Annotated in this window: 22 protein-coding genes, 1 tRNA gene and 1 riboswitch; of the genes, 17 read left to right on the plus strand and 6 right to left on the minus strand. The window is 57.4% G+C overall.

Features of this window, described 5'->3' with window-relative positions; all coding sequences use genetic code 11:
- Positions 1-30 precede the first annotated feature (30 nt).
- Together ACRBB0_RS10075 and ACRBB0_RS10080 are read right to left on the minus strand one after the other, a co-directional pair.
- Positions 31-960, minus strand: a complete 930-nt coding sequence (locus ACRBB0_RS10075) for a hypothetical protein (protein ID WP_431374305.1) — start codon at positions 958-960, stop codon at positions 31-33.
- A gap of 37 nt (positions 961-997) precedes the next feature.
- On the minus strand, positions 998-1,390 hold the full coding sequence (locus tag ACRBB0_RS10080; RefSeq protein WP_431374306.1) for a hypothetical protein: 393 nt from the start codon (positions 1,388-1,390) through the stop codon (positions 998-1,000).
- A 285-nt stretch (positions 1,391-1,675) separates the two neighbouring features.
- Here ACRBB0_RS10080 and ACRBB0_RS10085 point away from each other — a divergent pair, with 285 nt between their 5' ends.
- Positions 1,676-3,583 (plus strand): hypothetical protein, encoded by a 1,908-nt coding sequence (locus ACRBB0_RS10085; protein ID WP_431374307.1) that lies wholly within the window; start codon positions 1,676-1,678, stop codon positions 3,581-3,583.
- Positions 3,584-4,046: 463 nt separating this feature from the next.
- Here the strand turns inward: ACRBB0_RS10085 and ACRBB0_RS10090 are convergent.
- A tRNA-Lys gene (locus ACRBB0_RS10090) sits at positions 4,047-4,122 on the minus strand.
- 135 nt (positions 4,123-4,257) lie between these two features.
- Between ACRBB0_RS10090 and dapF the strand changes: the two genes are divergently transcribed.
- The 3 genes from dapF to ACRBB0_RS10105 all read left to right on the plus strand — a co-directional run bounded on the left by dapF (position 4,258) and on the right by ACRBB0_RS10105 (position 6,848).
- Positions 4,258-5,103 carry a diaminopimelate epimerase gene (gene dapF / locus ACRBB0_RS10095; RefSeq protein WP_431374308.1) on the plus strand — a complete coding sequence of 282 codons (846 nt, stop codon included), beginning with the start codon at positions 4,258-4,260 and terminating at the stop codon, positions 5,101-5,103.
- The gene (mtaB, locus tag ACRBB0_RS10100) at positions 5,100-6,365 is read left to right on the plus strand and encodes a tRNA (N(6)-L-threonylcarbamoyladenosine(37)-C(2))-methylthiotransferase MtaB (RefSeq protein ID WP_431374309.1); all 1,266 of its coding nucleotides are present in this window, start codon (positions 5,100-5,102) and stop codon (positions 6,363-6,365) included. Before dapF ends, mtaB begins: the two co-directional genes overlap by 4 nt.
- A gap of 81 nt (positions 6,366-6,446) precedes the next feature.
- Positions 6,447-6,848: a DUF1801 domain-containing protein gene (locus ACRBB0_RS10105; RefSeq protein WP_431374310.1), complete on the plus strand. Its 402-nt coding sequence runs from the start codon at positions 6,447-6,449 to the stop codon at positions 6,846-6,848.
- A 7-nt stretch (positions 6,849-6,855) separates the two neighbouring features.
- Here ACRBB0_RS10105 and ACRBB0_RS10110 read toward each other — a convergent pair whose 3' ends face one another.
- The gene (locus ACRBB0_RS10110) at positions 6,856-7,323 is read right to left on the minus strand and encodes a 6,7-dimethyl-8-ribityllumazine synthase (RefSeq protein WP_431374500.1); all 468 of its coding nucleotides are present in this window, start codon (positions 7,321-7,323) and stop codon (positions 6,856-6,858) included.
- A gap of 43 nt (positions 7,324-7,366) precedes the next feature.
- Positions 7,367-7,509, minus strand: a riboswitch (FMN riboswitch).
- A gap of 81 nt (positions 7,510-7,590) precedes the next feature.
- On the opposite strand from ACRBB0_RS10110, the gene ACRBB0_RS10115 reads away from it, so the two are divergent.
- The 3 genes from ACRBB0_RS10115 to ACRBB0_RS10125 are packed head-to-tail and all read left to right on the plus strand — an operon-like array spanning position 7,591 to position 9,736.
- Positions 7,591-8,286 (plus strand): CDP-alcohol phosphatidyltransferase family protein, encoded by a 696-nt coding sequence (locus ACRBB0_RS10115; protein WP_431374311.1) that lies wholly within the window; start codon positions 7,591-7,593, stop codon positions 8,284-8,286.
- A gap of 48 nt (positions 8,287-8,334) precedes the next feature.
- Entirely contained in the window at positions 8,335-8,775 is a 441-nt protein-coding gene (gene rpiB / locus ACRBB0_RS10120; protein ID WP_431374312.1) for a ribose 5-phosphate isomerase B, read from the plus strand.
- A 55-nt stretch (positions 8,776-8,830) separates the two neighbouring features.
- Positions 8,831-9,736, plus strand: a complete 906-nt coding sequence (locus tag ACRBB0_RS10125; RefSeq protein WP_431374313.1) for a hypothetical protein — start codon at positions 8,831-8,833, stop codon at positions 9,734-9,736.
- A gap of 69 nt (positions 9,737-9,805) precedes the next feature.
- Here the strand turns inward: ACRBB0_RS10125 and ACRBB0_RS10130 are convergent, their stop codons facing one another.
- On the minus strand, positions 9,806-10,051 hold the full coding sequence (locus ACRBB0_RS10130) for an accessory factor UbiK family protein (RefSeq protein WP_431374314.1): 246 nt from the start codon (positions 10,049-10,051) through the stop codon (positions 9,806-9,808).
- A gap of 196 nt (positions 10,052-10,247) precedes the next feature.
- Between ACRBB0_RS10130 and lgt the strand changes: the two genes are divergently transcribed.
- The 5 genes from lgt (at position 10,248) to ACRBB0_RS10155 (ending at position 14,351) form a co-directional block, all read left to right on the plus strand.
- Positions 10,248-11,147, plus strand: coding sequence for a prolipoprotein diacylglyceryl transferase (gene lgt, locus ACRBB0_RS10135; RefSeq protein WP_431374315.1), 900 nt, complete (start codon positions 10,248-10,250; stop codon positions 11,145-11,147).
- Positions 11,144-12,232, plus strand: a complete 1,089-nt coding sequence (locus ACRBB0_RS10140; protein ID WP_431374316.1) for a class I SAM-dependent methyltransferase — start codon at positions 11,144-11,146, stop codon at positions 12,230-12,232. Before lgt ends, ACRBB0_RS10140 begins: the two co-directional genes overlap by 4 nt.
- Positions 12,229-12,987: a peptidoglycan editing factor PgeF gene (pgeF, locus tag ACRBB0_RS10145; protein ID WP_431374317.1), complete on the plus strand. Its 759-nt coding sequence runs from the start codon at positions 12,229-12,231 to the stop codon at positions 12,985-12,987. Before ACRBB0_RS10140 ends, pgeF begins: the two co-directional genes overlap by 4 nt.
- 144 nt (positions 12,988-13,131) lie before the next feature.
- Positions 13,132-13,290, plus strand: coding sequence for a hypothetical protein (locus ACRBB0_RS10150; RefSeq protein WP_431374318.1), 159 nt, complete (start codon positions 13,132-13,134; stop codon positions 13,288-13,290).
- A gap of 368 nt (positions 13,291-13,658) precedes the next feature.
- Entirely contained in the window at positions 13,659-14,351 is a 693-nt protein-coding gene (locus ACRBB0_RS10155) for a Hint domain-containing protein (RefSeq protein WP_431374319.1), read from the plus strand.
- A gap of 60 nt (positions 14,352-14,411) precedes the next feature.
- On the opposite strand, the gene ACRBB0_RS10160 is transcribed toward ACRBB0_RS10155, so the two are convergent.
- Positions 14,412-15,416, minus strand: a complete 1,005-nt coding sequence (locus ACRBB0_RS10160) for a LysR family transcriptional regulator (RefSeq protein WP_431374320.1) — start codon at positions 15,414-15,416, stop codon at positions 14,412-14,414.
- Positions 15,417-15,523: 107 nt separating this feature from the next.
- Here ACRBB0_RS10160 and ACRBB0_RS10165 point away from each other — a divergent pair, with 107 nt between their 5' ends.
- The 5 genes from ACRBB0_RS10165 to ACRBB0_RS10185 are packed head-to-tail and all read left to right on the plus strand — an operon-like array spanning position 15,524 to position 21,342.
- Complete coding sequence (locus ACRBB0_RS10165; protein WP_431374321.1) at positions 15,524-16,441, plus strand: ABC transporter permease; 918 nt, start codon at positions 15,524-15,526, stop codon at positions 16,439-16,441.
- A complete protein-coding gene (locus tag ACRBB0_RS10170; protein ID WP_431374322.1) occupies positions 16,438-17,280 on the plus strand; it encodes an ABC transporter permease in 843 nt (280 codons plus the stop codon). Before ACRBB0_RS10165 ends, ACRBB0_RS10170 begins: the two co-directional genes overlap by 4 nt.
- 25 nt (positions 17,281-17,305) lie before the next feature.
- Positions 17,306-18,880: an ABC transporter substrate-binding protein gene (locus tag ACRBB0_RS10175; RefSeq protein WP_431374323.1), complete on the plus strand. Its 1,575-nt coding sequence runs from the start codon at positions 17,306-17,308 to the stop codon at positions 18,878-18,880.
- Positions 18,881-18,901: 21 nt separating this feature from the next.
- Positions 18,902-19,696, plus strand: a complete 795-nt coding sequence (locus tag ACRBB0_RS10180; protein ID WP_431374324.1) for a creatininase family protein — start codon at positions 18,902-18,904, stop codon at positions 19,694-19,696.
- Positions 19,693-21,342, plus strand: a complete 1,650-nt coding sequence (locus ACRBB0_RS10185; RefSeq protein ID WP_431374325.1) for an ABC transporter ATP-binding protein — start codon at positions 19,693-19,695, stop codon at positions 21,340-21,342. Before ACRBB0_RS10180 ends, ACRBB0_RS10185 begins: the two co-directional genes overlap by 4 nt.
- Positions 21,343-21,373 lie beyond the last annotated feature (31 nt).

Consider the following 21,373-nt stretch of genomic DNA (forward strand, 5'->3'; position numbering starts at 1 on the left):
TGGCCCTCTTTTTACCAAGAGGGCCGGGTTTTAGTTCCAGATTTTTGTCAGCGCATAGGTGAGTGCGCCGCCTCCGCCCACGCTGCCAATGCCCACCCCGAGTGAAAATCCCGAGAAGTCAAAGGGTTTGGCAGTGAACCACATATTGACACCAACGCCAGACCCGGCATCGAATTCGGCAATCGAGCCAAAGGCATGACCATCAATCCGGGTGTGACCGCTCCGATAAAACGAGAAGACAAGATCATTGCCCCCGCCAAAGTGGTAGCCACCAGACAGCGAGGTTGTGGTGTAAAGTTGCGGCGTGCCGGTGAAATCGAGATCCATCGCAAAGCCGGTTTCATGAGCCCCACCCGCAAAAAACGCGCCGCAGCTTTCGATCCCGACAGTCACGGTTTTGAAGCCCATCCGTTCAAGTGCATCAAAACTGTCGCGCAGATCGTCATTGTCGCGCAAAATCTTCTGAATGGCCCGGCCATCCTTGTCCTTGATCGCGCCGGCCAGCGCCCTGGCCTCGCGACCATCTGGCAGGGCACGGGTAATGTGCTTGGCGATCCGTGCAATTTCTGGCCCATGTTTTCGGCTCTCGGCAAGGATTTTCTCCTTTTTGCCGCCGCCAAACACACCGCCGACTGTATCCCCGACGGCATCACCGATTTTACCAATCACTGTGCTGCTGGTGGGGACGCAAATGCCTTTCTTAATCGAGAGGTTGGGTTTGCAGGCCTTGCCTTTTGAGATGATCTTGCAGGCTTTTTGCCCCTTGGACCCACAGGGTTTGCAATAGCCGCGCACCTCGCGCAGCCATGTGCCACATTCGGGGCCGGGTTTGTGCCAGGCGCAGGCCTTTTGCCCGTGCCCACCACAGCTTTTGGCTTGTGCCATCGACGCAGGCGCCATTGCCGCAGAGGCCAAACCAAGGGCCAGCACCATCAAGACGTTTTTGATATGAGATTTCATCGGTTTGTCCTTTGCTAATATGGGCGACTGGCGCGGTTTAGTCCCGCAGATCGACTTCGAAGGTGCGGTGGCGCTTGCATTCCTGAAATTCGGAAGACGCCCGTTTCACACCGCTCCATTTGTTGAAATGCTTGTTGTCGGTGCGTGTGCGGTACAAGATCGTGACCTGTGTCTGACGCTCATTTGCGTGTTCGAAATTGCGGGTTACGCTAAAGGATTGACCGGCGGGAATATCCTGATTGCGGATCGGTTCCGATTTCTTGCCGTAACCCGAAATCATGAAGTTTAGATCGATCACCTTGATCAACCCACCGGTCAGGTTTTCGGCAACGACGTACACGTCTTTGCAATTGCCACGGGCATGGCTTGGAGTGGCGACAGCCCCGGCAAGGGCGATAATGGCGGTGGCGAAAATTGTTTTAGCAATCATGGTCTTGGTCCTTATTTATGGTCTTGGTTGTGTGCCGGATCACATCAAAGCTCCGACGTTTGGATTGGGTTAGAATGGCTGTCGATCCGGGGTGTTTTGCCGTTCGACATCCACATCATGCCCAACCCGGACCGGCAGCGGGATCGGGGAAACACCCCATTTGACAACGGGGAAATTGGGGGAAATCCCCCAGTGCCTTGTCCTGCGATTTCGGGCTTAGTTAAGTCAGCAACCGCCCAATCGCGGCGGCCCGAAATTCAAACGTCATGTATAAGGAAAGAGCCCATGCGCCGTTCTAAAACCACATTTTCCGCCCTGTTGCTGATCACCACCTGCCTGTCAGGGTTCGCCAATGCCCAAGCCGCGCCAGAGATCACTCAGATCGAGCTCGGACAGGCCGGGATCGCCCGCTATACAATGAGCGCAGAAACAGACGGCAACGTGATAAGCTTCACCGTCCCCGAGGCCGCCTCAAGCGATGTATTGGCCTCACTGGTTGTCCGCGATCCGGCGGGTGGCGTTGTCGATCTGCAAACCGATACACCGGGATCAGCCGCAGCCGCTTTGCGCGAAACCGCCTTTGCCCATGGTGTGCCCCATGACACCGAACAGCTGCTGGTCGCACTCAGGGGAGAGCCTGTGACCCTCACAACCGCCACGACTAAAATCAGCGGGCAGGTGATGGGGCTGCGTCACTTTTTGGCTGTCGAAGATGGGGAAGCGGTTGATCGGGCGGCTGTGATCGTTTTATCCGAAAATGGTGTCGTCGAAACGGTGCTCACACCGGGTGTTCGGGTTGGCTTTTCCGAACAGATCGCAGAGCGTTTGGCCAAGGCATTGGATGCCGGCCAGGTGACCCGCGCCACCCGCAGCTTTGACCTCACACTTGAGGCCGATACCGCCCGCGCTGTTGATCTCTCCTATGTCACCGAGGCCGCTGCGTGGAAAAACTCGTGGCGCTTGTTGCTGGACGAAGGACGGTTACAAGGCTGGGCCACCTTTGAGAACGTTTCAGGCGCGGATTGGGACGATGTGCAGATGACATTGACCACCGGCTCGCCAGTGGCTTTTCAGCGTGACCTGATTGATCCACGCTTTGTCAGCCGCAGCAAAGATGACAGCCCGCGCCCCGAAGCGATCCAAGTCAAGGCAAGCCCAGCAGGAGTGGGGCTTTTGTCGATGCATAGTAGCCGTGCGCACAGTATCGCACCAAAGTCAGCCCCGGCATCCGGCAGCGCCGCCGCTGGAGATGCTTTGGATAGCAGTGGGATCTTGCGTTACAGCCTCCCTGAGGCGGTGGATCTCAAGGATGGTCGCACCGCAAACCTGATGTATCTTGACCTATCTATCGAACCGGAAATTCGCGGTCTTTATCGCCCGGCCGAGCGTCGCGGCACCATCCTTATGGCGGCCTCGATCACGTCTGATGAGGCGTTGGCTTCGGGCTTGGTATCGGTGCAAGATGAGAACGGTTTCGTCGGCGACGCGCCCTTTCTGGGCATGCAGGCCGGCCAATCAACCCTGCTGCCATTCGCGGCAGTAACCGGCAGTGATATCCTAACGGTTGAGGATCGCGGCATTCGGTTAAAGACGGTTGTGTATCAATCTGGCCGGTTGACCTTAGATTTCGAAGACACCCGCACCACAACATATACCGGTGCCTTGCCCGAAATGGCCGATTTGTTCACGGTTGAGCACCCAATGGGATTTGGCAAGTTGGATAGCGCCACAGGGGAATCTGAACAAATCAACGGCGCGTATCGGGTCACGGCGCCGGTTGAGGATGGCAAAGGCACGGTGACATTGGTTGAACGCAACTCATTTCAGAAATGGGTGCGTCTTGGTACAAGTGATTTTGGCACCATTCTGGCGGATATAGAATCGGGAAAAATTGAGCTGAGCGCGGAGCACCAAGCAGCCTTTGACAAGGCCAGCGCCCTCAAGGGGGATGTAGAAACCGTGCAGCGCGCAGCAGACGCTGCGAAGGCCCGCTACAAGGCCCTGGGCGAAGAGCAAAAGCGGCTGTTGGAAAACCTGAAAAGTGTCAACCAAGAGACCCTGCGTGACAGATATCTGACCGCGCTGGACAAAACCGAGACCGAGATCACCAAAAGCTTTGACGAAATGGATCGTCTCAAGTCGGAACTTCAAGGGTTTGAAAACACATTGCTGGCGATTTTTGCCGATATGTAAACCAAGCTGGATTGTCACCAATCCCGCCCGATGAAACGGCATTCCCTTTTGCGGGGGAGTGTCGTTTTCGCTTACCTGACTGCCGGGTTCACAATCGCTGATCCAAGATGCCCAGCCCAATACCCCCTCGTCAATAATAGTGCTGGTTATGCCCTAGGCATCACAACGCCCTGCACCAGTCTTGCCCGGCTGCGCCTCACCAGGCTCGCTCATAACTAGGAGTCGCCCTTGGCCCCGAACCGTCCGAATGGGTCGCTGCAAAAGAGGCCGTCAATGCTCTGTCGGCCGAAGGTCCGCCCTCATCACCCAATGTCCCTTCACACGCACCCAGGGCTAAGAAGGTTTCACCTAAACTGTTGAATGGGCATGTTTTTCGGAAACCGGCGCATTGGCATCAAACCCAGCGGCCAAAGCGCCAAGTTCCCTCAGCAAGGGACCTCGATCATCTAAGGTATAGAAAAAGTGGTGAGCCGTGCAGGATTCGAACCTGCGGCCAACTGATTAAAAGTCAGTTGCTCTACCAACTGAGCTAACGGCCCACTCTGTTGTGAGGGGCCTTCTAGAAATAAGGGGGGTTAGGGTCAACCCCGAAACACAACCTTTTTGAACCTTTTTCATTTTTCTTTGAAACCGCCTGTTCTGCGCAGCTTCCTTTTGGACGTCGATCTGCCTATATGCCCCCTATGACACAGCAGAATCCCCATACCAGCTTGCCTTTCATGAAAATGCACGGACTCGGAAACGACTTTGTCGTGATCGACGCCCGCGTTCGCACGCATGAGTTGTCCGCTAAGCTTGTGACCGCCATTGGCAATCGCCATTGCGGTGTGGGATTCGATCAGCTGGCCGAAATCACCCTGCGGGCGGGCACGCCGCATCTGACGTTTTATAACTCGGATGGTTCGACATCGGCGGCCTGTGGCAATGCCACCCGCTGTATTGCCCGTTACCTGATGGACGAATCTGGTGCGACCGACCTGACCTTGACCACAGATCGCGGAACTTTGCCGACGATAGATGCTGGCAATGGTCTGGTTTCGGTCAACATGGGCCATCCCCAGCTCAATTGGGATGAAATCCCGCTGGCCCAAGATGTCGACACGCTCGCGCTACCGATTGACGGTGCGCCCAGCGCCACCGGCATGGGCAACCCGCACTGCACCTTCTTTGTCCCGGATGCCGAGGCCATAAATCTCGCAGCGCGCGGCGCGGATATGGAACATCATCCGCTGTACCCTCAGCGCACCAATGTGCAATTCGCCAGCGTCGTCGGCAAAGACCACCTGCGCATGCGGGTCTGGGAGCGCGGTGTCGGTGTGACACTGGCCTCTGGCTCCTCGTCCTGTGCCACCGCCGTCTCGGCTGCGCGACGCGGCCTGACGGGCCGCTCTGTGCAAATTGATTTAGATGGCGGCACGCTCCACATTGATTGGAAAGACGACGGCGTTTGGATGACCGGCGGCACATCTTATGTCTTTGACGGGGCTTTCACCGCCAATTGGCTGAGGGCGAATTCATGACCTCAAACCACACGCCCCCCAAGTTCACCACGCTCGGCTGCCGGCTCAATGCCTATGAAACCGAAGCGATGAAGGATCTGGCCAAACAGGCCGGGGTCGACAATGCCGTGATCATCAACACCTGCGCCGTGACCCAAGAGGCGGTGCGCAAAGCCCGTCAGGAAATCCGCCGCCTGCGCCGCGAAAACCCGGACGCCAAAGTCATCGTGACAGGCTGCGCCGCGCAAATCGATCCCGACAGTTTCGCCGCGATGGAAGAGGTCGACACCGTCATCGGCAACACCGAAAAGATGTCGCCCGAGACCTGGAACGGCCTTGGCCCCAATTTCATCGGCGAATCTGAACCGGTGCAGGTGAATGACATCATGTCGGTTACTGAAACCGCCGGGCATTTGATTGACGGGTTTGGCACCCGATCCCGCGCCTATGTACAGGTGCAAAACGGCTGTGATCACCGCTGCACGTTTTGCATCATCCCCTATGGTCGCGGCAATTCGCGCTCTGTGCCCGCCGGTGTTGTGGTTGATCAGATCAAACGCCTTGTTCAGCAGGGTTACAACGAAGTTGTTCTCACCGGTGTCGATCTTACCTCATGGGGCGGCGATCTCCCCGGAGAACCGCGCCTTGGCGATCTTGTCATGCGTATTCTGCGCCTGACTGACGTGCCGCGCCTGCGCATCTCTTCGATTGATTCGATTGAAGCAGATGACAACCTCATGCTTGCCATCGCCTCCGAGCCACGCCTGATGCCGCATCTACATCTGTCGCTGCAACATGGCGACGATCTGATTCTTAAACGAATGAAGCGCCGCCACCTGCGCGATGACGCCATTCAATTCTGCGAAGACGCACGCAAGCTTCGCCCGGAAATCACCTTTGGAGCGGACATCATCGCAGGCTTTCCAACGGAAACCGACGCGCATTTCGAAAACTCGCTCAAGCTGGTCGATGACTGCGACCTCACATGGCTGCACGTCTTCCCCTACTCCGTGCGGGAAGGCACCCCGGCGGCCAAGATTCCCAACAAGGTCAACGGCAAACTGATCAAGGAACGCGCTGCCAAACTGCGCGCTGCGGGCGACAGTCGTGTGCAATCTCATTTGGCGGCGCAACTCGGGAAAACCCATCAGGTCTTGATGGAATCCGCCACAATGGGCCGAACTGAGCAATTCACCGAAGTACAGTTTGAGGCCGCGCAGCCTGTCGGCCAAATCGTCCGCGCCACCATTACCGGCACAAGAGGGACACAGCTGTTGGCCTAACCTAGGTCTCATACTGGTTAAAAGCTGTCTAAATCATGCCACCCCCTTGTCATGCCGCCCAACTGCAAACACTTTGGGCGCATGACCCAAGGTTTTCCCACGGCCCAAGTTGCCGCTGCATTCGATGCATTCCCAGCGGGGGTTCGCCCGGAACTCGTCGCGCTTAGGACGTTGATTTTGGACGTTGCGGCGGACACGCCGGGGGTTGGTGCGATCGAAGAAACCCTGAAATGGGGTCAGCCATCCTACCACACAGCCCAGACCAAATCGGGCACGCCGTTACGATTGGGCGTGCCAAAATCCGGGGGCTCTGGGCTATTTGTGCATTGCCAGACCCGATTGATTTCGGATTTTCAAGCGCAGTTTCCAAACGGTTTTCGATATGACGGCACCCGCGCTCTGTTGTTTGACCAAGGCGCGAAAGTGCCCAAAGCCCCTCTTGGGCTCTTTATCTCGCGCGCCTTGACCTATCATCAGCGTTGAACCGCGCTTACAGCTTGATCGCCTCGCGGGCTTTGATCACCGCCAAAGCCGCCTCAGCCGCCTCGCGCCCCTTGGTCACGAAATGATCGCGATAGATGCCAATGTGATGGTCCGTTGGCTGAAAATGATGTGGCGTCAAGGACACCGACAACACGGGCACCCCAGTATCCAAACCGGCCCTCATCAGCCCGTCCACCACCGCCTGGGCGACAAAATCGTGCCGGTAAATCCCGCCATCAACCACCAAAGCCGCACAAGCAACTGCGCCATAGCGCCCGCTTGCCGCCAAATCACGCGCGATGAGCGGCATTTCAAACGCTCCCGGCACATCCACAACATCAACCAGATCCGCGTCAATCACGTCGCAAAACCCGGCCAAGGCCTGATCCACAATATCCGCATGCCAAGCGGCCTTTACAAAAGCAAATCGGGTGTGTGTCATCGTTATCTCCTTCGTTTGGACACATCCACCCAAGGCGATCACGACCACAGGCGCGCAGCCATTGGCCACGTTCCTTGTCCGCTCTCTTCCATCCGGACTTTCACCGTCGGCTCCGGTTTCTCACCGGATCTGCTGACACCCGGCAAAACCGGGCCGCTCGCGGGCTCGCATATGCTGCATACCGCCGGTAGGGAATTTCACCCCGCCCTGAGAGTTGCCCACCTGTGCCACGTCACACTGCGCGCGACAAGGTGAAACTGCCTGTTTGCGCCGACCGACGATTTCGTTCATGACGGGGACATGACAGTTCAGACCCGCGCCCTCCTCGTTCACCTCTTCACCGCCACCGGTGCCGTTTTTGCCATGCTTGCGATGTTGGCAGCGGCCCGCGAAGAGTGGTCGTTGATGTTTTTGTGGCTGGTTGTGGCCTTTGCCGTCGATGGCGTCGACGGGCCCTTGGCGCGCAAATACAATGTCAAAACCAACGCACCGCGCTTTGACGGTGTGTTGCTTGACCTGATCATCGACTACCTGACCTACGTCTTCATTCCCGCCTTTGCCTTGTTCCAATCGGGCCTCTTGCCGGGGTGGACCGGATGGTTTGCAATCATCGTGATCACCTTTGCCAGCGCCATGTATTTCTGTGACAACCGCATGAAAACCGCCGATAACTCCTTCCAAGGCTTTCCCGGCTGTTGGAATATGCTGGTCATCGTGCTCTTTGCGCTCAGGCCTGATTTCTGGATCATCCTCGCGCTGGTCACTGTCTTGGCTGTCGCCATGTTCTTGCCACTGAAATTCATCCACCCCACCCGCACCATGCGCTGGCGCAACTTGTCTCTCCCCATGGCTCTGGCTTGGACCTTCTTTGCCGGCTGGGCGGCCTGGGTGGATTTTCATCCGCAAAGCTGGGCGCATTGGGGGCTCAATATCACCTCGATTTATCTACTGTTTGCGGGTATCGCTCAGCAAATCATCCCAGCCAAACCATCCTAGCCAAATCCTGATCCTCCCACCTGATCACCTGCCAAAACGGACACCACAATGACCGCCAACAAACGCATCGCCCTTTCTAGCGACCATGCCGCCATTGAGCTGCGCCAAACCATCGCCAACCACATCAAAGCCCAAGGCTGGGAACCCGTCGACATCGGCCCAACGACGCCCGAAAGCACCCACTACCCCAAGCACGGCCAAGCCGCCGCCGAGCTGGTGGCATCTGGTGACTGCGCGCTGGGCATTATCCTGTGTGGCACAGGCCAAGGCATCATGATGGCGGCAAACAAAGTGCCCGGCATTCGGTGCGGCGTGTGTTCCGACACTTTCTCTGCCGGTATGATCCGCGCCCATAACAACGCAAACATGTTGTCCATCGGTGCCCGTGTCGTCGGTGAAGGCCTTGCGCTTGATATTGTCGATGCCTATCTGGCCACCGAATTCGAAGGTGGCCGCCACGCCACGCGCGTGGATATGATCGAATCCTGACATGACCGGGGCTCCAAACGGGTCACCCTTCCCCTTTTTGACAACGGTGTGACTCATGGAGCTTTGGATAACGATCACGATCGCAGCGGCGTTTCTACAGAATCTGCGATCGACTTTGCAAAAGCACCTCAAAGGGGTCTTGGGTACAACAGGGGCAACCTTTGTCCGGTTTGGTTTCGGACTTCCTTTTGCGCTTTTGTACTGGTCTGTGCTGATCTGGGGTGTCGGCTATGACCTACCGGGCCTGTCCGCAACATTCGCGATTTGGCTGATTGTCGGTGCCCTCGCACAAATCTGCGCAACCTTTTTGTTGGTTCACCTGTTTTCGCTGCGCAACTTTGCGGTCGGAAATGCCTATTCCCGAACCGAACCGATGCAGACCGCAATCTTTGCGTTTGTCCTGTTTGGAACCCAGTTTTCCAGCGGAGCCATTGTCTCCATTTGCATCGCGGTTGTGGGGGTCATGCTCATTTCCGTTGCGCACACCAAGATAACCCTGCGCAATCTGCTGACCTCCATCACAAGCAAAAGCGCGCTCATTGGTCTCGGGGCGGGAACATTGTTTGGCCTGGCGGCTATTGGCTTTCAAACCGCCGCCCGCAGCGTCACGGCTGAGGCTTTTGTCGTTCAGGCCTCCACGACACTTGTCATCGGCATCACGTTTCAAACCGTGGTGATGCTCGTGTTCATGTCTGTCAAAGACCCCGGCGATCTGTTCAAAATGCGACAGGCTTGGAAGCCAGCCTTGGCCGTTGGCTTTGTCGGGGCAACAGCCACCTTTGGATGGTTCGCGGCTTTCACACTCCAACAAGCAGCGCTCGTCAAAGTTGTGGCTCAAATCGAGATGCTGTTTAGCTTCGGATCCAGCATCTTCATTTTCAAAGAGCGGATCAATCGCACGGAAATATTAGGTTGCCTGCTCATCGTCAGCAGCATCACCTGTTTGGTTCTACTGGCATAACGGCCTGACCACCCCAAAGCGGGATGGCGGGTGGGGTGATGTCCGCAGGACGAACGTCACCCTCCATACTTACTTAGACGCAGCCTCAAGCGCATCCAGACGCGCCTTAAGCGCTTCATTTTCTTCCCGCGCTTTTTGCGCCATCGCCCGAACAGCATCAAACTCTTCGCGCGTCACAAAATCGCGATCTGCCAACCAACGATCCATCATCGAACTCATGGCGTTTTCGGCTTCGGTCTTTGCCCCCTGCGCCACGCCCATGGCGTTGGTCATCAGCTGGCCAATATCTTCAAATACCTTGTTGCGGCTTTGCATAGGTCACTCCGGCGTTACATTCCTAGCGTTTCGCGAAATCCAAATGACACAGGCATCACGCAGCGCGTTGAAATCTCCGATTTCAGGCAGCGTTACGTGATTCAAGTTTTTCCGACACCGCTTTGCCCTATATATGGTGCGCAATTGGGCAAGTCACAAGCTTGACTTCCCCCCAAATCCAGAGGCAACAGGACGCATGTTGGCAGCAATCCCCTTCCCGCCCCTCTCGCCTGAGCTCTTTTCAATAGACCTCTTTGGCTTTCACATCGCACTACGCTGGTACGCGTTGGCCTATATCGCAGGCATTTTGCTTGGCTGGCGCTTTACCGTCATGACGGTCAAACGCGCGCGCCTATGGAAAGACGATCAGCCCCCAATGACCCCGGCCCAGATCGAAGATCTGCTCACCTGGATCATCCTTGGCGTAATTATCGGCGGGCGTCTGGGCTATGTGCTCTTCTACCAGCCCGGCTATTACCTCAGCCACCCCACCGAAATCTTGTTCATCTGGCAGGGCGGCATGGCCTTTCATGGTGGCTTCTTGGGCACCGTTGTTGCCGCTTGGATTTTTTGCGCCCGCAACAATATCCCCAAGCTGCCCACAGCTGATATGCTCGCCCTCGCCGCCCCGGCTGGTCTGTTCTTTGGCCGGATTGCCAATTTCATCAATGCCGAACTATGGGGCCGTCAAACCGATGTCGCATGGGGTGTGATCTTTCCCGGTGACCACGCGCAAAACTGCGGCCAACCGCTTGGCGAGCTTTGCGCCCGCCACCCGTCACAACTCTATGAAGCCGGGCTAGAAGGCCTCGCCCTTGGTCTTATTGTCCTGCTGCTGATCACACGCGGAGCCCTCAAAAAACCGGGCCTGCTCGCTGGAACTTTCTTTGCAGGCTATGGTGCCGCGCGTTTCTTTGTCGAATTCTTCCGCCAACCCGATGCGCAATTCCAGTCACCCGGCAACCCACTTGGCCTCGCCTACCACATTGATGGCTATGGACTCACCATGGGCCAAACCCTGACCCTGCCCATGATTGCAATCGGCATTTGGTTCATCCTGCGCGCCACACGGCATGCCTACAAGGTCGCCACATGAGCGCACTAAAAAACATCCTCGCGCGGCAAATAAGCCTCTCTGGCCCGATCACCCTGGCCGAGTATATGACCCAATGTTTACTGCATCCCGATCACGGCTACTACACCACGCGCGATCCGCTCGGCGCGGAGGGCGATTTCACCACCGCACCAGAAATCAGTCAGATGTTTGGCGAACTCATCGGCCTTTGCCTCGCACAATCCTGGATCGATCAAGGTGCGCCCAGCGCCTTTACCCTCGCTGAAATCGGCCCCGGACGTGGCACCCTTATGGCCGACATCCTGCGCGCCACCAGATCGGTGCCCGGCTTTCACGCCGCCGCCAATCTGCATCTGATCGAAGCCTCCCCCACCCTGCGCGCCGCGCAAAAACAGCGGCTGTGCGACCATAGCCCCACATGGCCCGACACCATCGCCGCTCTGCCCGAGGCCCCGCTTTTCCTTGTCGCCAACGAATTTTTTGACGCGCTGCCGATCCGGCAATTCACGCGTGATCCCAAAGGCTGGCGCGAAACCATGGTGGCCTTGGTCGACGACGCCTTGGTCGCGGGCCTCTCAGATCCGGCCCCGATCCAAGCACTTGACCATCGCCTCGACGATACCGAACCAGGCCAAATCGTCGAAACCTGCGCCCCTGCCGCACCGATCACCGCAGAGATCAGCCGCCGCATTGCTGCGCATGGCGGCGCGGCGCTGTTCTTTGATTATGGCGATTGGCAATCACGCGGTGATACGTTCCAAGCCCTGCAAAACCACAAACCTGTGGACCCGTTCGACAATCCCGGTCAGGCCGACCTGACTGCCCATGTGGATTTCGAAGCCATCGCCAAAGCGGCGATGAAGGCCACGACGGGCACCGCATCCGAAATCACCCACAGCACCCTCATCCCGCAGGGCGTGTTTCTCGAACGGCTCGGCATCACGGCCCGCGCCCAATCGCTTGCCAAAACATTGGACGGCCCGGCGCTTGAATCGCATATTTTGGCACATCGCCGCTTGACCCATCCGCAAGAAATGGGTTCGTTGTTCAAAACACTCGCGCTCTTTCCCAAGGGCGCTCCGCTGCCTCCGGGATACGATAAATGACGTTGGAAATCATCACCTCTGATGCTTTGGCCCCGTTTCGACACGGCTTCTTCACCCGCAAAGGCGGTGCCTCCTCTGGCGTGTTCGAAGGTCTCAATTGCGGGGTCGGATCGTCAGATCAGGCCGAGATCGTGGCCATCAACCGGGCCCGCGTCGCCGACGCTATGGAGGTGGCCATCACTGAATTGGCCTCGGTTCACCAAATCCATTCGCCCGATGTGCTTACCGTTTCACAAACACCCTTGCCAGACGACAAACCCAAGGCCGACGCCTTGGTGACCGCAACGCCCGGCGTGTCCCTGTCGATCCTGACTGCAGATTGCCAACCGGTTCTGTTTGCCGACGCTCAGGCCCAAGTGATTGGCGCGGCCCATGCTGGTTGGAAAGGCGCGCGCGATGGAGTGCTTGAGGCCACGATTGACGCCATGATCGCCCTTGGTGCAACGCGCGAAAACATCACGGCCGTGATTGGCCCCTCGATCAGCCAGCGCGCCTATGAAGTTGGACCCGAGTTTCTCGAAGATTTCCTGATGGAAGACCCAGATAACAGTCGCTTCTTTGCTGGTGGCACAGGGGATCGCGCCCAGTTTGATCTTCCCTCTTATGGTTTACACAAGCTGCGGTCCGCCGGGGTTGAGGCCGAATGGACCCGCCATTGCACCTATTCCGATCCAGAGCGCTTCTTCTCATATCGCCGCGCCACCCACGCGGGTGAGGCCGATTATGGCCGCTTGATTTCGACCATCCGCATCTGATGCGATCTATTCGGAAACAATAGAGCGACTGACGCGGTATTATCCCACCTTGGTCACATGTCTGCCCAAATCCGGGGTCAGTATCATTTGAAACAAAGGCGAATAAATCGCCTCAAATGACCCGAGCAGCCCCGGAGACGACCGATGAAGACCAAGATGAAAACCAACACCCGTTTCATCAAATCTATCGTGGCGACCGCCAAAGACACCAAAACCCAAATGCCATGGGAACGCGGTGCCACACGGACAGCCACCCTAGCCCGCCGCCGAGCGGCCCTTCAGGCCCAATTGCGCTCTGCCTGATTCTATTCAAATTGCCACGACATCGCCGCTCTAGACCTCCCCAGACCGGCAAATGTGGCAATTTCGTTGATGATTTCGTGACAATCTTTTCGATTCCGCGGGGATTGATCCCGCCGCTTGGGGCAAAAACGCCCTAATCTTGACGATCCCCTTCGATTGCGGCCTATTCGTGTTCAACGAAACGCGAAACGCAATCGTCCATTTGTCGTTGTTGGTGGGGGCCAGCACGAATGTGACCGACCTGAGTAAAGGGTGATCACATGTCCAGCCTCCGTCACGGCACCTCCAGTATGCAAACTGCTCTCTCCGCACCCATTCCTTCTGGGAATGCGCAACTGGACTCGCAACCTCAACGCGCAACCTCTCTCATGCGCAAATATGAGTGTGCGGCCCTCCTGCCTGACCTGACTGTCTCGTTTCGCCAACATGTGGCCCCTGCGTCCCCTCTGTTCGAAGACTGTGCCAGTGCCTTCGCCCGCGGCACTCTGATCCAAACCGTGCGCGGCCCTGTCGCCGTCGAAGATCTGCTGCCCGGCGATTACATTCAAACCGCCAATGGGGCAGAGCCCGTGACGTGGATCGGCTCGACCACCTATGTGCCCACCACCCTGTCGGGCCGCAATGACACCGCCACCTCGCTCAGCCATCTGACACGTATCACCAGCGATGCCTTTGGTCTTGGCAAGCCGGCCTTTGACCTGATGGTTGGCCCCGGTGCCCGCATGGTTGTGCGCCACGAAAAGCTGCGCGCGCTGCTGGGACAGGACGCGGTTCTTGCCCCGGTCCAAGATTACACCGATGGCGATCGTTTTCTGGAAATCACCCCGGCCGGCACCGTGCAAATGTACCACCTGATGGTGCGCGACCACACCACAATCACCGTTGGCGGCATTGAGATGGAAACCTACCATCCCGGCAAATCCATCGGTCAGGACCTCGGGCACAATATGCGTGCGCTGTTCCTGTCGATGTTCCCCAACCTCACCGACCTGAACGACTTTGGTCAAGTCAGCATGACGCGGTCCACCCGCAAGGTGATTGAACAATTGCTGGACAGTTAAGCAGACAAGCGCCCCATTTGGGGACCCCCAATCGCTCCCCCGGCCCCTGATCAAAGACCATCACAGGTTGATGTCATCCAGAGGTGTCGGAGGGGCCCGCCATAGTTCGGTGGAGGCACATGCCTGTGTTACAAGCGCTGCGAAGTCATCAAATTTCCGCCCGGCTGAGTGGTCGGGCCGGACCATAACCAGTTTTGCGGTCACCTCTGGCACGTTGATTTCGCGATAGACCACGTCTTGGCTGATCGACGAGCGGGTGCTTTCTGGCAACACGGCAATTCCAGCCCCGGATCCAACCAAACAAACGCCTCCGATTGTGTCCGTGAACTCGCCAATGATGTTCGGGGATACGTCGTGCTTCCGAATGGCCGCACGCAATGCAATGCTGTAATCCGTTCCCACGGTGTCCTTGAACAGTACCATTGGTTGCTGGTCCAGATCAGCCAATTCCAGTTTGGTTTTCTGGCAAAGTGGATGGTCCTTGTGAAGCGCCGCACAGAGGCCTTCTTCGCAGATCAATTCGGCCTTGAAAGACCCTGGTACACTGGCAGGCCGGATCAGCGCTATATCCAATTCTCCGGCTTCCATTTTGCGCAGTTGAAGGCCGGTTGTCATCCCGAAAACTTCAACGATTACAGCGGGGTACTTGCGACGAAACGCACGCAGGACAGACGGGAGTATATAGCTCGCGGCAATCCTGATCGCCCCAACCCGCAGCCGCCCGCCTTCTTCACTGCTGGCCGCACGGGCATGGCTGACGCCTTCGTCCAGAGTGGCCAAAATATCGTCGCAATATTCCAGAAATTTCGCCCCAGCCTCGGTCAGGGAAACCCGGCGCGTTGTGCGTTCAAACAGCCGCGTGCCAAGGCGGTCTTCCAACTGTTTGATCTGCTGGCTGTAGGGGGCTTGCGAGATGCCAATGATGTCGGCGGCCCGGCCAAAATGCAATTCGCGTGCGAGGGCCGCAAAGTATCTCAGATGGCGGATTTCGATATTGGCTTGCATGGTGTTCGCTCCGAAATTTTTGCGATCAGTCGCTGAGTCGAGGATGTGGTTCTCAGTCATTCATATCTAAAAACACATAATTTTATACCCACTACAACCTTTTTGCGTCTCAAAATTCTGCCTAGGCTCAAAGTCAACAAGATGAAATTGACCCTGGAGAAACGAATTTGGAGTTCTGGCTCACACGCACATTTCGGATGTCACTGACCCTTATTGTGGTGGTCACATTGACCTTTATCGTGCTGCGAACCTCGTATGATCCGGTGGTTGCCATGCTTGGCCCGGATGCTACGAATCGCGAAGTCGAGCTGTTTCGAACCCGCTGGAATCTCGATAAATCACTGATCGAACAGTATTTCACCTATGTCGCCAACGCACTGCGCGGCGACTTTGGGATTTCCTTTCGCGATGGTCGCCCAGTGTTTGACGTTATCGCCGAGCGGTTCCCCTACACCCTGTGGCTGGGCGCAGTGTCTTACATTTTCGCCATCCTGATCGGTCTGCCTGCGGGCATTCTGGCTGCCCTGTATCGCGGATCACTGTTTGACCGGGCGATCATGGTGATCTCGGTTGTTGGCTTTGCTCTGCCTAACTTTTTCCTGGGCATCCTGATGATCCTGTTGTTTTCACTGGTGTTGCAGGTGTTGCCCGCCTCCGGGGCAAGCTCTTGGGCGCATATCATCATGCCAGCCTTTGCGCTGGGGCTGACACTGGCCGGCATTCTGGCGCGGTTCACCCGCTCGGCGATGCTAGAGGTGCTGTCCAAAACCTACATGTTGGCGGCAGAAGCCAAGGGCATCAGCCCGACCCGCCGCGCAATCTTCCACGCCCTGCCAAACGCCGCCCTGTCGGTGATCACCATCATGGGGCTGATCCTTGGCAACTTGGTTGCGGGCACTGTTGTGGTGGAAACCGTCTTTGCTTGGCCGGGCATTGGTCGCCTGCTGATCAGCGCCATTTCTTCCAAAGATCTGGCGGTGGTGCAGGCGCTGGTCTTTGTCATCGCCGGTGCCATGGTGCTGATCAATTTGATCGTGGACCTGTCCTATCGCTTGCTTGACCCACGCACGAGGAAATCCGCATGACCCGGCGCATCAACCCCATCACCGCCATTGCCGCAGGCTTTCTCGTTATCGTTGCCATTCTGGCCATCCTTGGCCCCTATGCAGCGCCACATGACCCCTATAAACAACATCTTCTGGAGCGCTTAACCGGCCCGTCCTGGACCCAAGATGGCACGTCAGAATTCCTGCTGGGCACAGATCGGCTGGGCCGGGATTTGCTGTCGCGGTTGATTGTCGGGCTGCAAATGTCGGTCGGCGTCGCCCTCTTGGGGACGATCATTGGCGCAGTTGTCGGCACCGCAGTCGGCTTTATTTCTGGCCATTTTGAGGGTTGGATCGATGACATTCTGATGATGATCGTCGATATTCAACTCTCCCTGCCGTTCATCCTCATCGCCCTGACCTTGTTGGCCTTCTTTGGCAACTCGCTGCCGTTGTTCATCCTGCTGATGGGCATGTACGGCTGGGAAACATATGCCCGACTGAGCCGTGGTCTTGTGCTGTCGGCCAAACGACAGGCCTATTCCACCGCCATTGTCTCCCTTGGGGCGACCTCGGCCCGGCTGTATGGCCGCCACATCCTGCCCAATATCGCCAGCGCCTTGATTGTCCAGCTCACACTGACTGTGCCTGCGATCATCTTGTTGGAAACCTCGCTGAGCTTTCTAGGGCTTGGGGTCCAGCCGCCCGACACCAGCCTTGGCCAGATTCTGGGCGAAGGGCGCGATTACCTTGGCTCGGCCTGGTGGATCGCTGTGTTCCCCGGCTTTCTGATTTTCTGCATCACCCTGTCGGTGGGCGTCGTCGGTGACGCGCTCCGCGACAAGTTCGACCCGACGCTCAAAACGCGTCGCACTTAACCATAAAAACAGTGGAGGACTACCAATGATTACACGCCGCACACTACACAAGTACCTTCTGGGTACGACAGCAGTGGCCGTTTCGTCGGCCCCCCGAGCTCTGTTGGCGCAGGAACGTCCGGCTCTGCGCATCGCGGTTGATAACCTGTGGCGCACCATGTCGCCTATGAACGGCCTGTCGACCACCGCCAACCGGATCAACATCAACTTTTACGAGCCGTTCACCGAAGTTGATTGGTTCAACGATCCCACCGGCGCAACGGTGGCACCGAAACTGGCCGAAAGCTGGTCGCGCGATGGCAATGTCTGGCGCTTTAATATGCGTCAGGGTGTCAAATTCCATAACGGCGAAGAAATGACCGCCGAGGACGCCGCCTTTACCCTGTCCGAAGAACGCTATCGCGCAGACGATGCTTATGAGCCGCGCGGCGCTATCTATACCTCGAACTTTGTGCGCGTCGAAGCGGTTGACCGCTATGTGCTAGAAATCGAAACAGATTCCCCTGATCCGAACATGCCGCAAAAGCTGTCTGGCCCACAGGCCAAAGTCGTGCCCAAGGCGCATTACCTGGAGGTCGGCGAAGCCGCCTTTGGCCAGATGCCCGTTGGCACCGGCCCCTACAAAGTAACGCTGTTCCGCCCCGGCGAAGTCATGACGATGGACGCGTTTGACGACTATTGGGGGGCTCCCGCCCCGGCCGCCTCGCTGGAGTGGCGGATTGTGCCGGAATATGCTGGCCGGATCGCCGGTGTCGTTGCGGGCGACTATGATTTCGCCGTCAACGTCCCGTTTGATCAGCAGGAACAGGTGCGCGGCTATGGCAATGTCGAGCTGGTGAACACCACCGCGCCCAACTACGTGATGTTCGCCTTTAACACGCTGCCCGACCCGGTCGATAACCCGCTGGTCGATGTGCGCCTGCGCCATGCGATGATCCAGGGCGTTGATATGGATAGCATCGTCAAAGCTCTGTTCGGAGACGAAACGTTCTTCCCGACCATTCCGTTCAACTTCCCTGATTATGGCGATTTCTACGACCCCGATATGGTCGACCCGCATCCCTATGACCCTGCCGCCGCCCGCGCGCTGGTCGAGCAGACCGATTACGACGGGCAAGAGCTGCTGTGGCACATCACCCGCGGGTTCTATGACAATTATGAAACCGCCGCCGAGATCATGGTCGCCCAATGGGCCGAGATCGGGATCAATGTGAAAATGATGGTGGTCGATAACTTCTCGCTTGCCTATCAGCGTCCCTTCCACCTGTTGAACATGTCCAACGGCACGGCCTTTATTCCGGGCGACCCGTATCAGCCGCTCTGGCTTGACTGGAACCCCAAATCCACCCGTGCCACGCGTGATTGGAAGGTGCTGAAACCCACCGACAAGTTCATCGAGCTGGGCGAGAAATTCGTGAAGTCTGTTGAGTTTGAAGAACGTCGCGCCGCCTATCTGGCGCTGTCCAAAGAATGGCAGGACGTCACGCCGGGCATGTACATGTGGAAACGCCTGTTCAGCTTTGCCCATCGCACCGGCATCGAATGGGCACCGTCCTCGGGCGAGATGCGCATGTACGGCGATTACCTTCGCTTCACCTGATCCCGCAAAAGGCGCACCAAGATGACCCGATCCCACCGCTTAAGCGAACAAAGCTTTTTGGAGTTCCAAGAGGCCATGGCCGAAGATCCGGTCGTCTTGCTGCCCTTTGCCAGTCAGGAAGAACAAGGGCCACATGCCCCGATGGGCGACTACCGGTTAACCCGGAACGTCGCCGACCTGGCGGCGAAGCGGTCGGGGGCGATCGTCGCGCCGACCATTCCCTTTGGCTATGCCGATTTCTTTGGCGCTTTTGCCGGGGGAATCCAACTGCGCACCCAGACCTTCAAGTCTTTGGTCGAAGACGTTGCGACATCTTTTTTGGATCATGGCGTAAACCGTCTGATCATCGTCAACGGCCATACCACCAACAGTTTCCTGATCGACGAGGTGATGCGCAAATTGCAACGCGAACGCGGTGTTTACCTGACTTCGGTCGACATATGGCAATGCCTTGACGCCGCCACATGGCAGAAAATCCATGGGCCGAACGCGGCGGCGGCGCGGGGCCATGGGGCCGATCCGATGACCTCGGTTTATATGCATTTCTTTCCCGATCAAGTGAACCTTGACCGGGTGGAAAAGGCTCCGAATGGCACCGCCTTTGGCCTGCCCACGCGCGGCCCGCGCGGTGTCGGATTTGGCACCGGCACCATCAACATGCCCCTATCTGCCCGTGACGCCAATGAGACCGGCATCCTAAGCGGCGATCCCTCATTCTCCTCGGCAGAAAAGGGCGCGCAGATTGTCGAACATATCGTCGCTTTGCTGTCCGACTTTGTGGCGCATCTGAAAACCCAGGACCCCTGCCAGATATGAACGCTCTGCATCCAGATACCGCCTTCCCCATGCCTGAGACGCCCACCCCGCTTTTGCAGTGGGATGGACTGAGCGTGCCCCTGCCAAAAGGGGCTGACCGCGCGCATGCTGTGGAAAATCTGACCCTCAATTTGCACCGAAATGAGGTCCTGTGCCTTGTTGGCGAAAGCGGATCGGGCAAATCGGTCTCGGCGATGGCGACCATGGGGTTGCTCAAAGGTGAGATGGGCAAAACCAGCGGCGCCATCCGGTTCGACGGCCAAGATATGACACAGCTGAGCCCAGAAGCCCGGCGCAAACTAACCGGGTCAAAACTCTCGATGGTATTTCAAGAACCCATCGCCTCACTTAACCCATTCTATACCGTTGGCGCGCAGGTGTCAGAAACCATTCGCACGCACTCCAACCTGTCCAAAGCGGTTATTCGCGACAAGGTTCTGGCGCTATTCGAAGAGGTCCATCTGCCGAACCCGGAACAGATGTTCCGCGCCTATCCGCATGAACTGTCGGGTGGGCAATGCCAGCGTGTGATGATCGCCTCAGCGCTGGCGCTGGACCCGGCCGTTCTGATCGCGGACGAACCGACCACCGCGCTGGATGTCACGACACAGGCGCAAATCCTGTCGCTCATGCTGGCACTGCGCGACAACCACAAGACCGGCATTTTGTTCATCACCCATGATTTTGGCGTGGTTAGCGAAATCGCCGACCGTGTTGCCGTGATGCGCTATGGCCAATTGGTCGAGGTTGGCCCGCGTGAGCAAATCCTGACCGACCCACAGCACGACTATACCAAGGGCCTTTTGGCCGCCGTTCCCAAACTTGCCCCCCGCGCCGCGCGCCCGGTCAGCGGTGCACCGGTTCTTGCGGTCAACGATCTGGCAAAAACCTATCGCACCGGCGGATTCTTCAAAAAATCCCGCCGCGAGGTAAAGGCCATTGTCGGGGCCAACATCAAAATCCATCGCGGCGAAACCCTTGGGGTCGTTGGCGAAAGTGGTTCTGGCAAGACCACCTTGTCACAATGTATCACCCGCATGGTCGAGCCGAGCCACGGTGAGGTACACATCGCCGGGCAGGATTTTCTGGCCCTGAATGACAAAGATCTACGCGCCGCCCGGCGCAAGGTTCAGATCATCTTTCAAGACCCCTATACCGCGCTCGATCCGCGTCAGAAGGTGGGCGATGCCATCGCCGAAGGCCCGATCATTCACGGCACCAGCCTGCGCGAGGCCACCAAGATCAGCCACGACCTAATGACGGCCGTTGGCTTGGAGCCCAGCGCTATTGAGCGCTATCCGCATGAGTTCTCCGGCGGCCAGCGGCAACGGATTTGCATCGCCCGCGCATTGGCGCTGCAACCTGATCTTCTGATCGCCGACGAGAGTGTATCGGCGCTGGATGTGTCGGTGCAGGCGCAGATACTCGAACTGCTGGCAGATATTCAGCAAGAACGCCAATTTGCAATGCTGTTCGTCACCCATGATCTGCGCGTTGCCAGCCAGATTTGCGACCGGATTTGCGTCATGCAAAAGGGCAAAATCGTCGAAACCGGTGCCCCTGACCAGCTCTTCGAAAATGCGCAAGAACCCTATACCCGCGCGCTTTTGGCCGCTGTTCCCGGTGCCACGCGGGTCTTTGGCTAACGCCAGACCCATGTTGAGATTTTAAAGGATA

The sequence above is a fragment of the Pelagimonas sp. genome (assembly GCF_050633425.1).
GTDB lineage: Bacteria > Pseudomonadota > Alphaproteobacteria > Rhodobacterales > Rhodobacteraceae > Pelagimonas.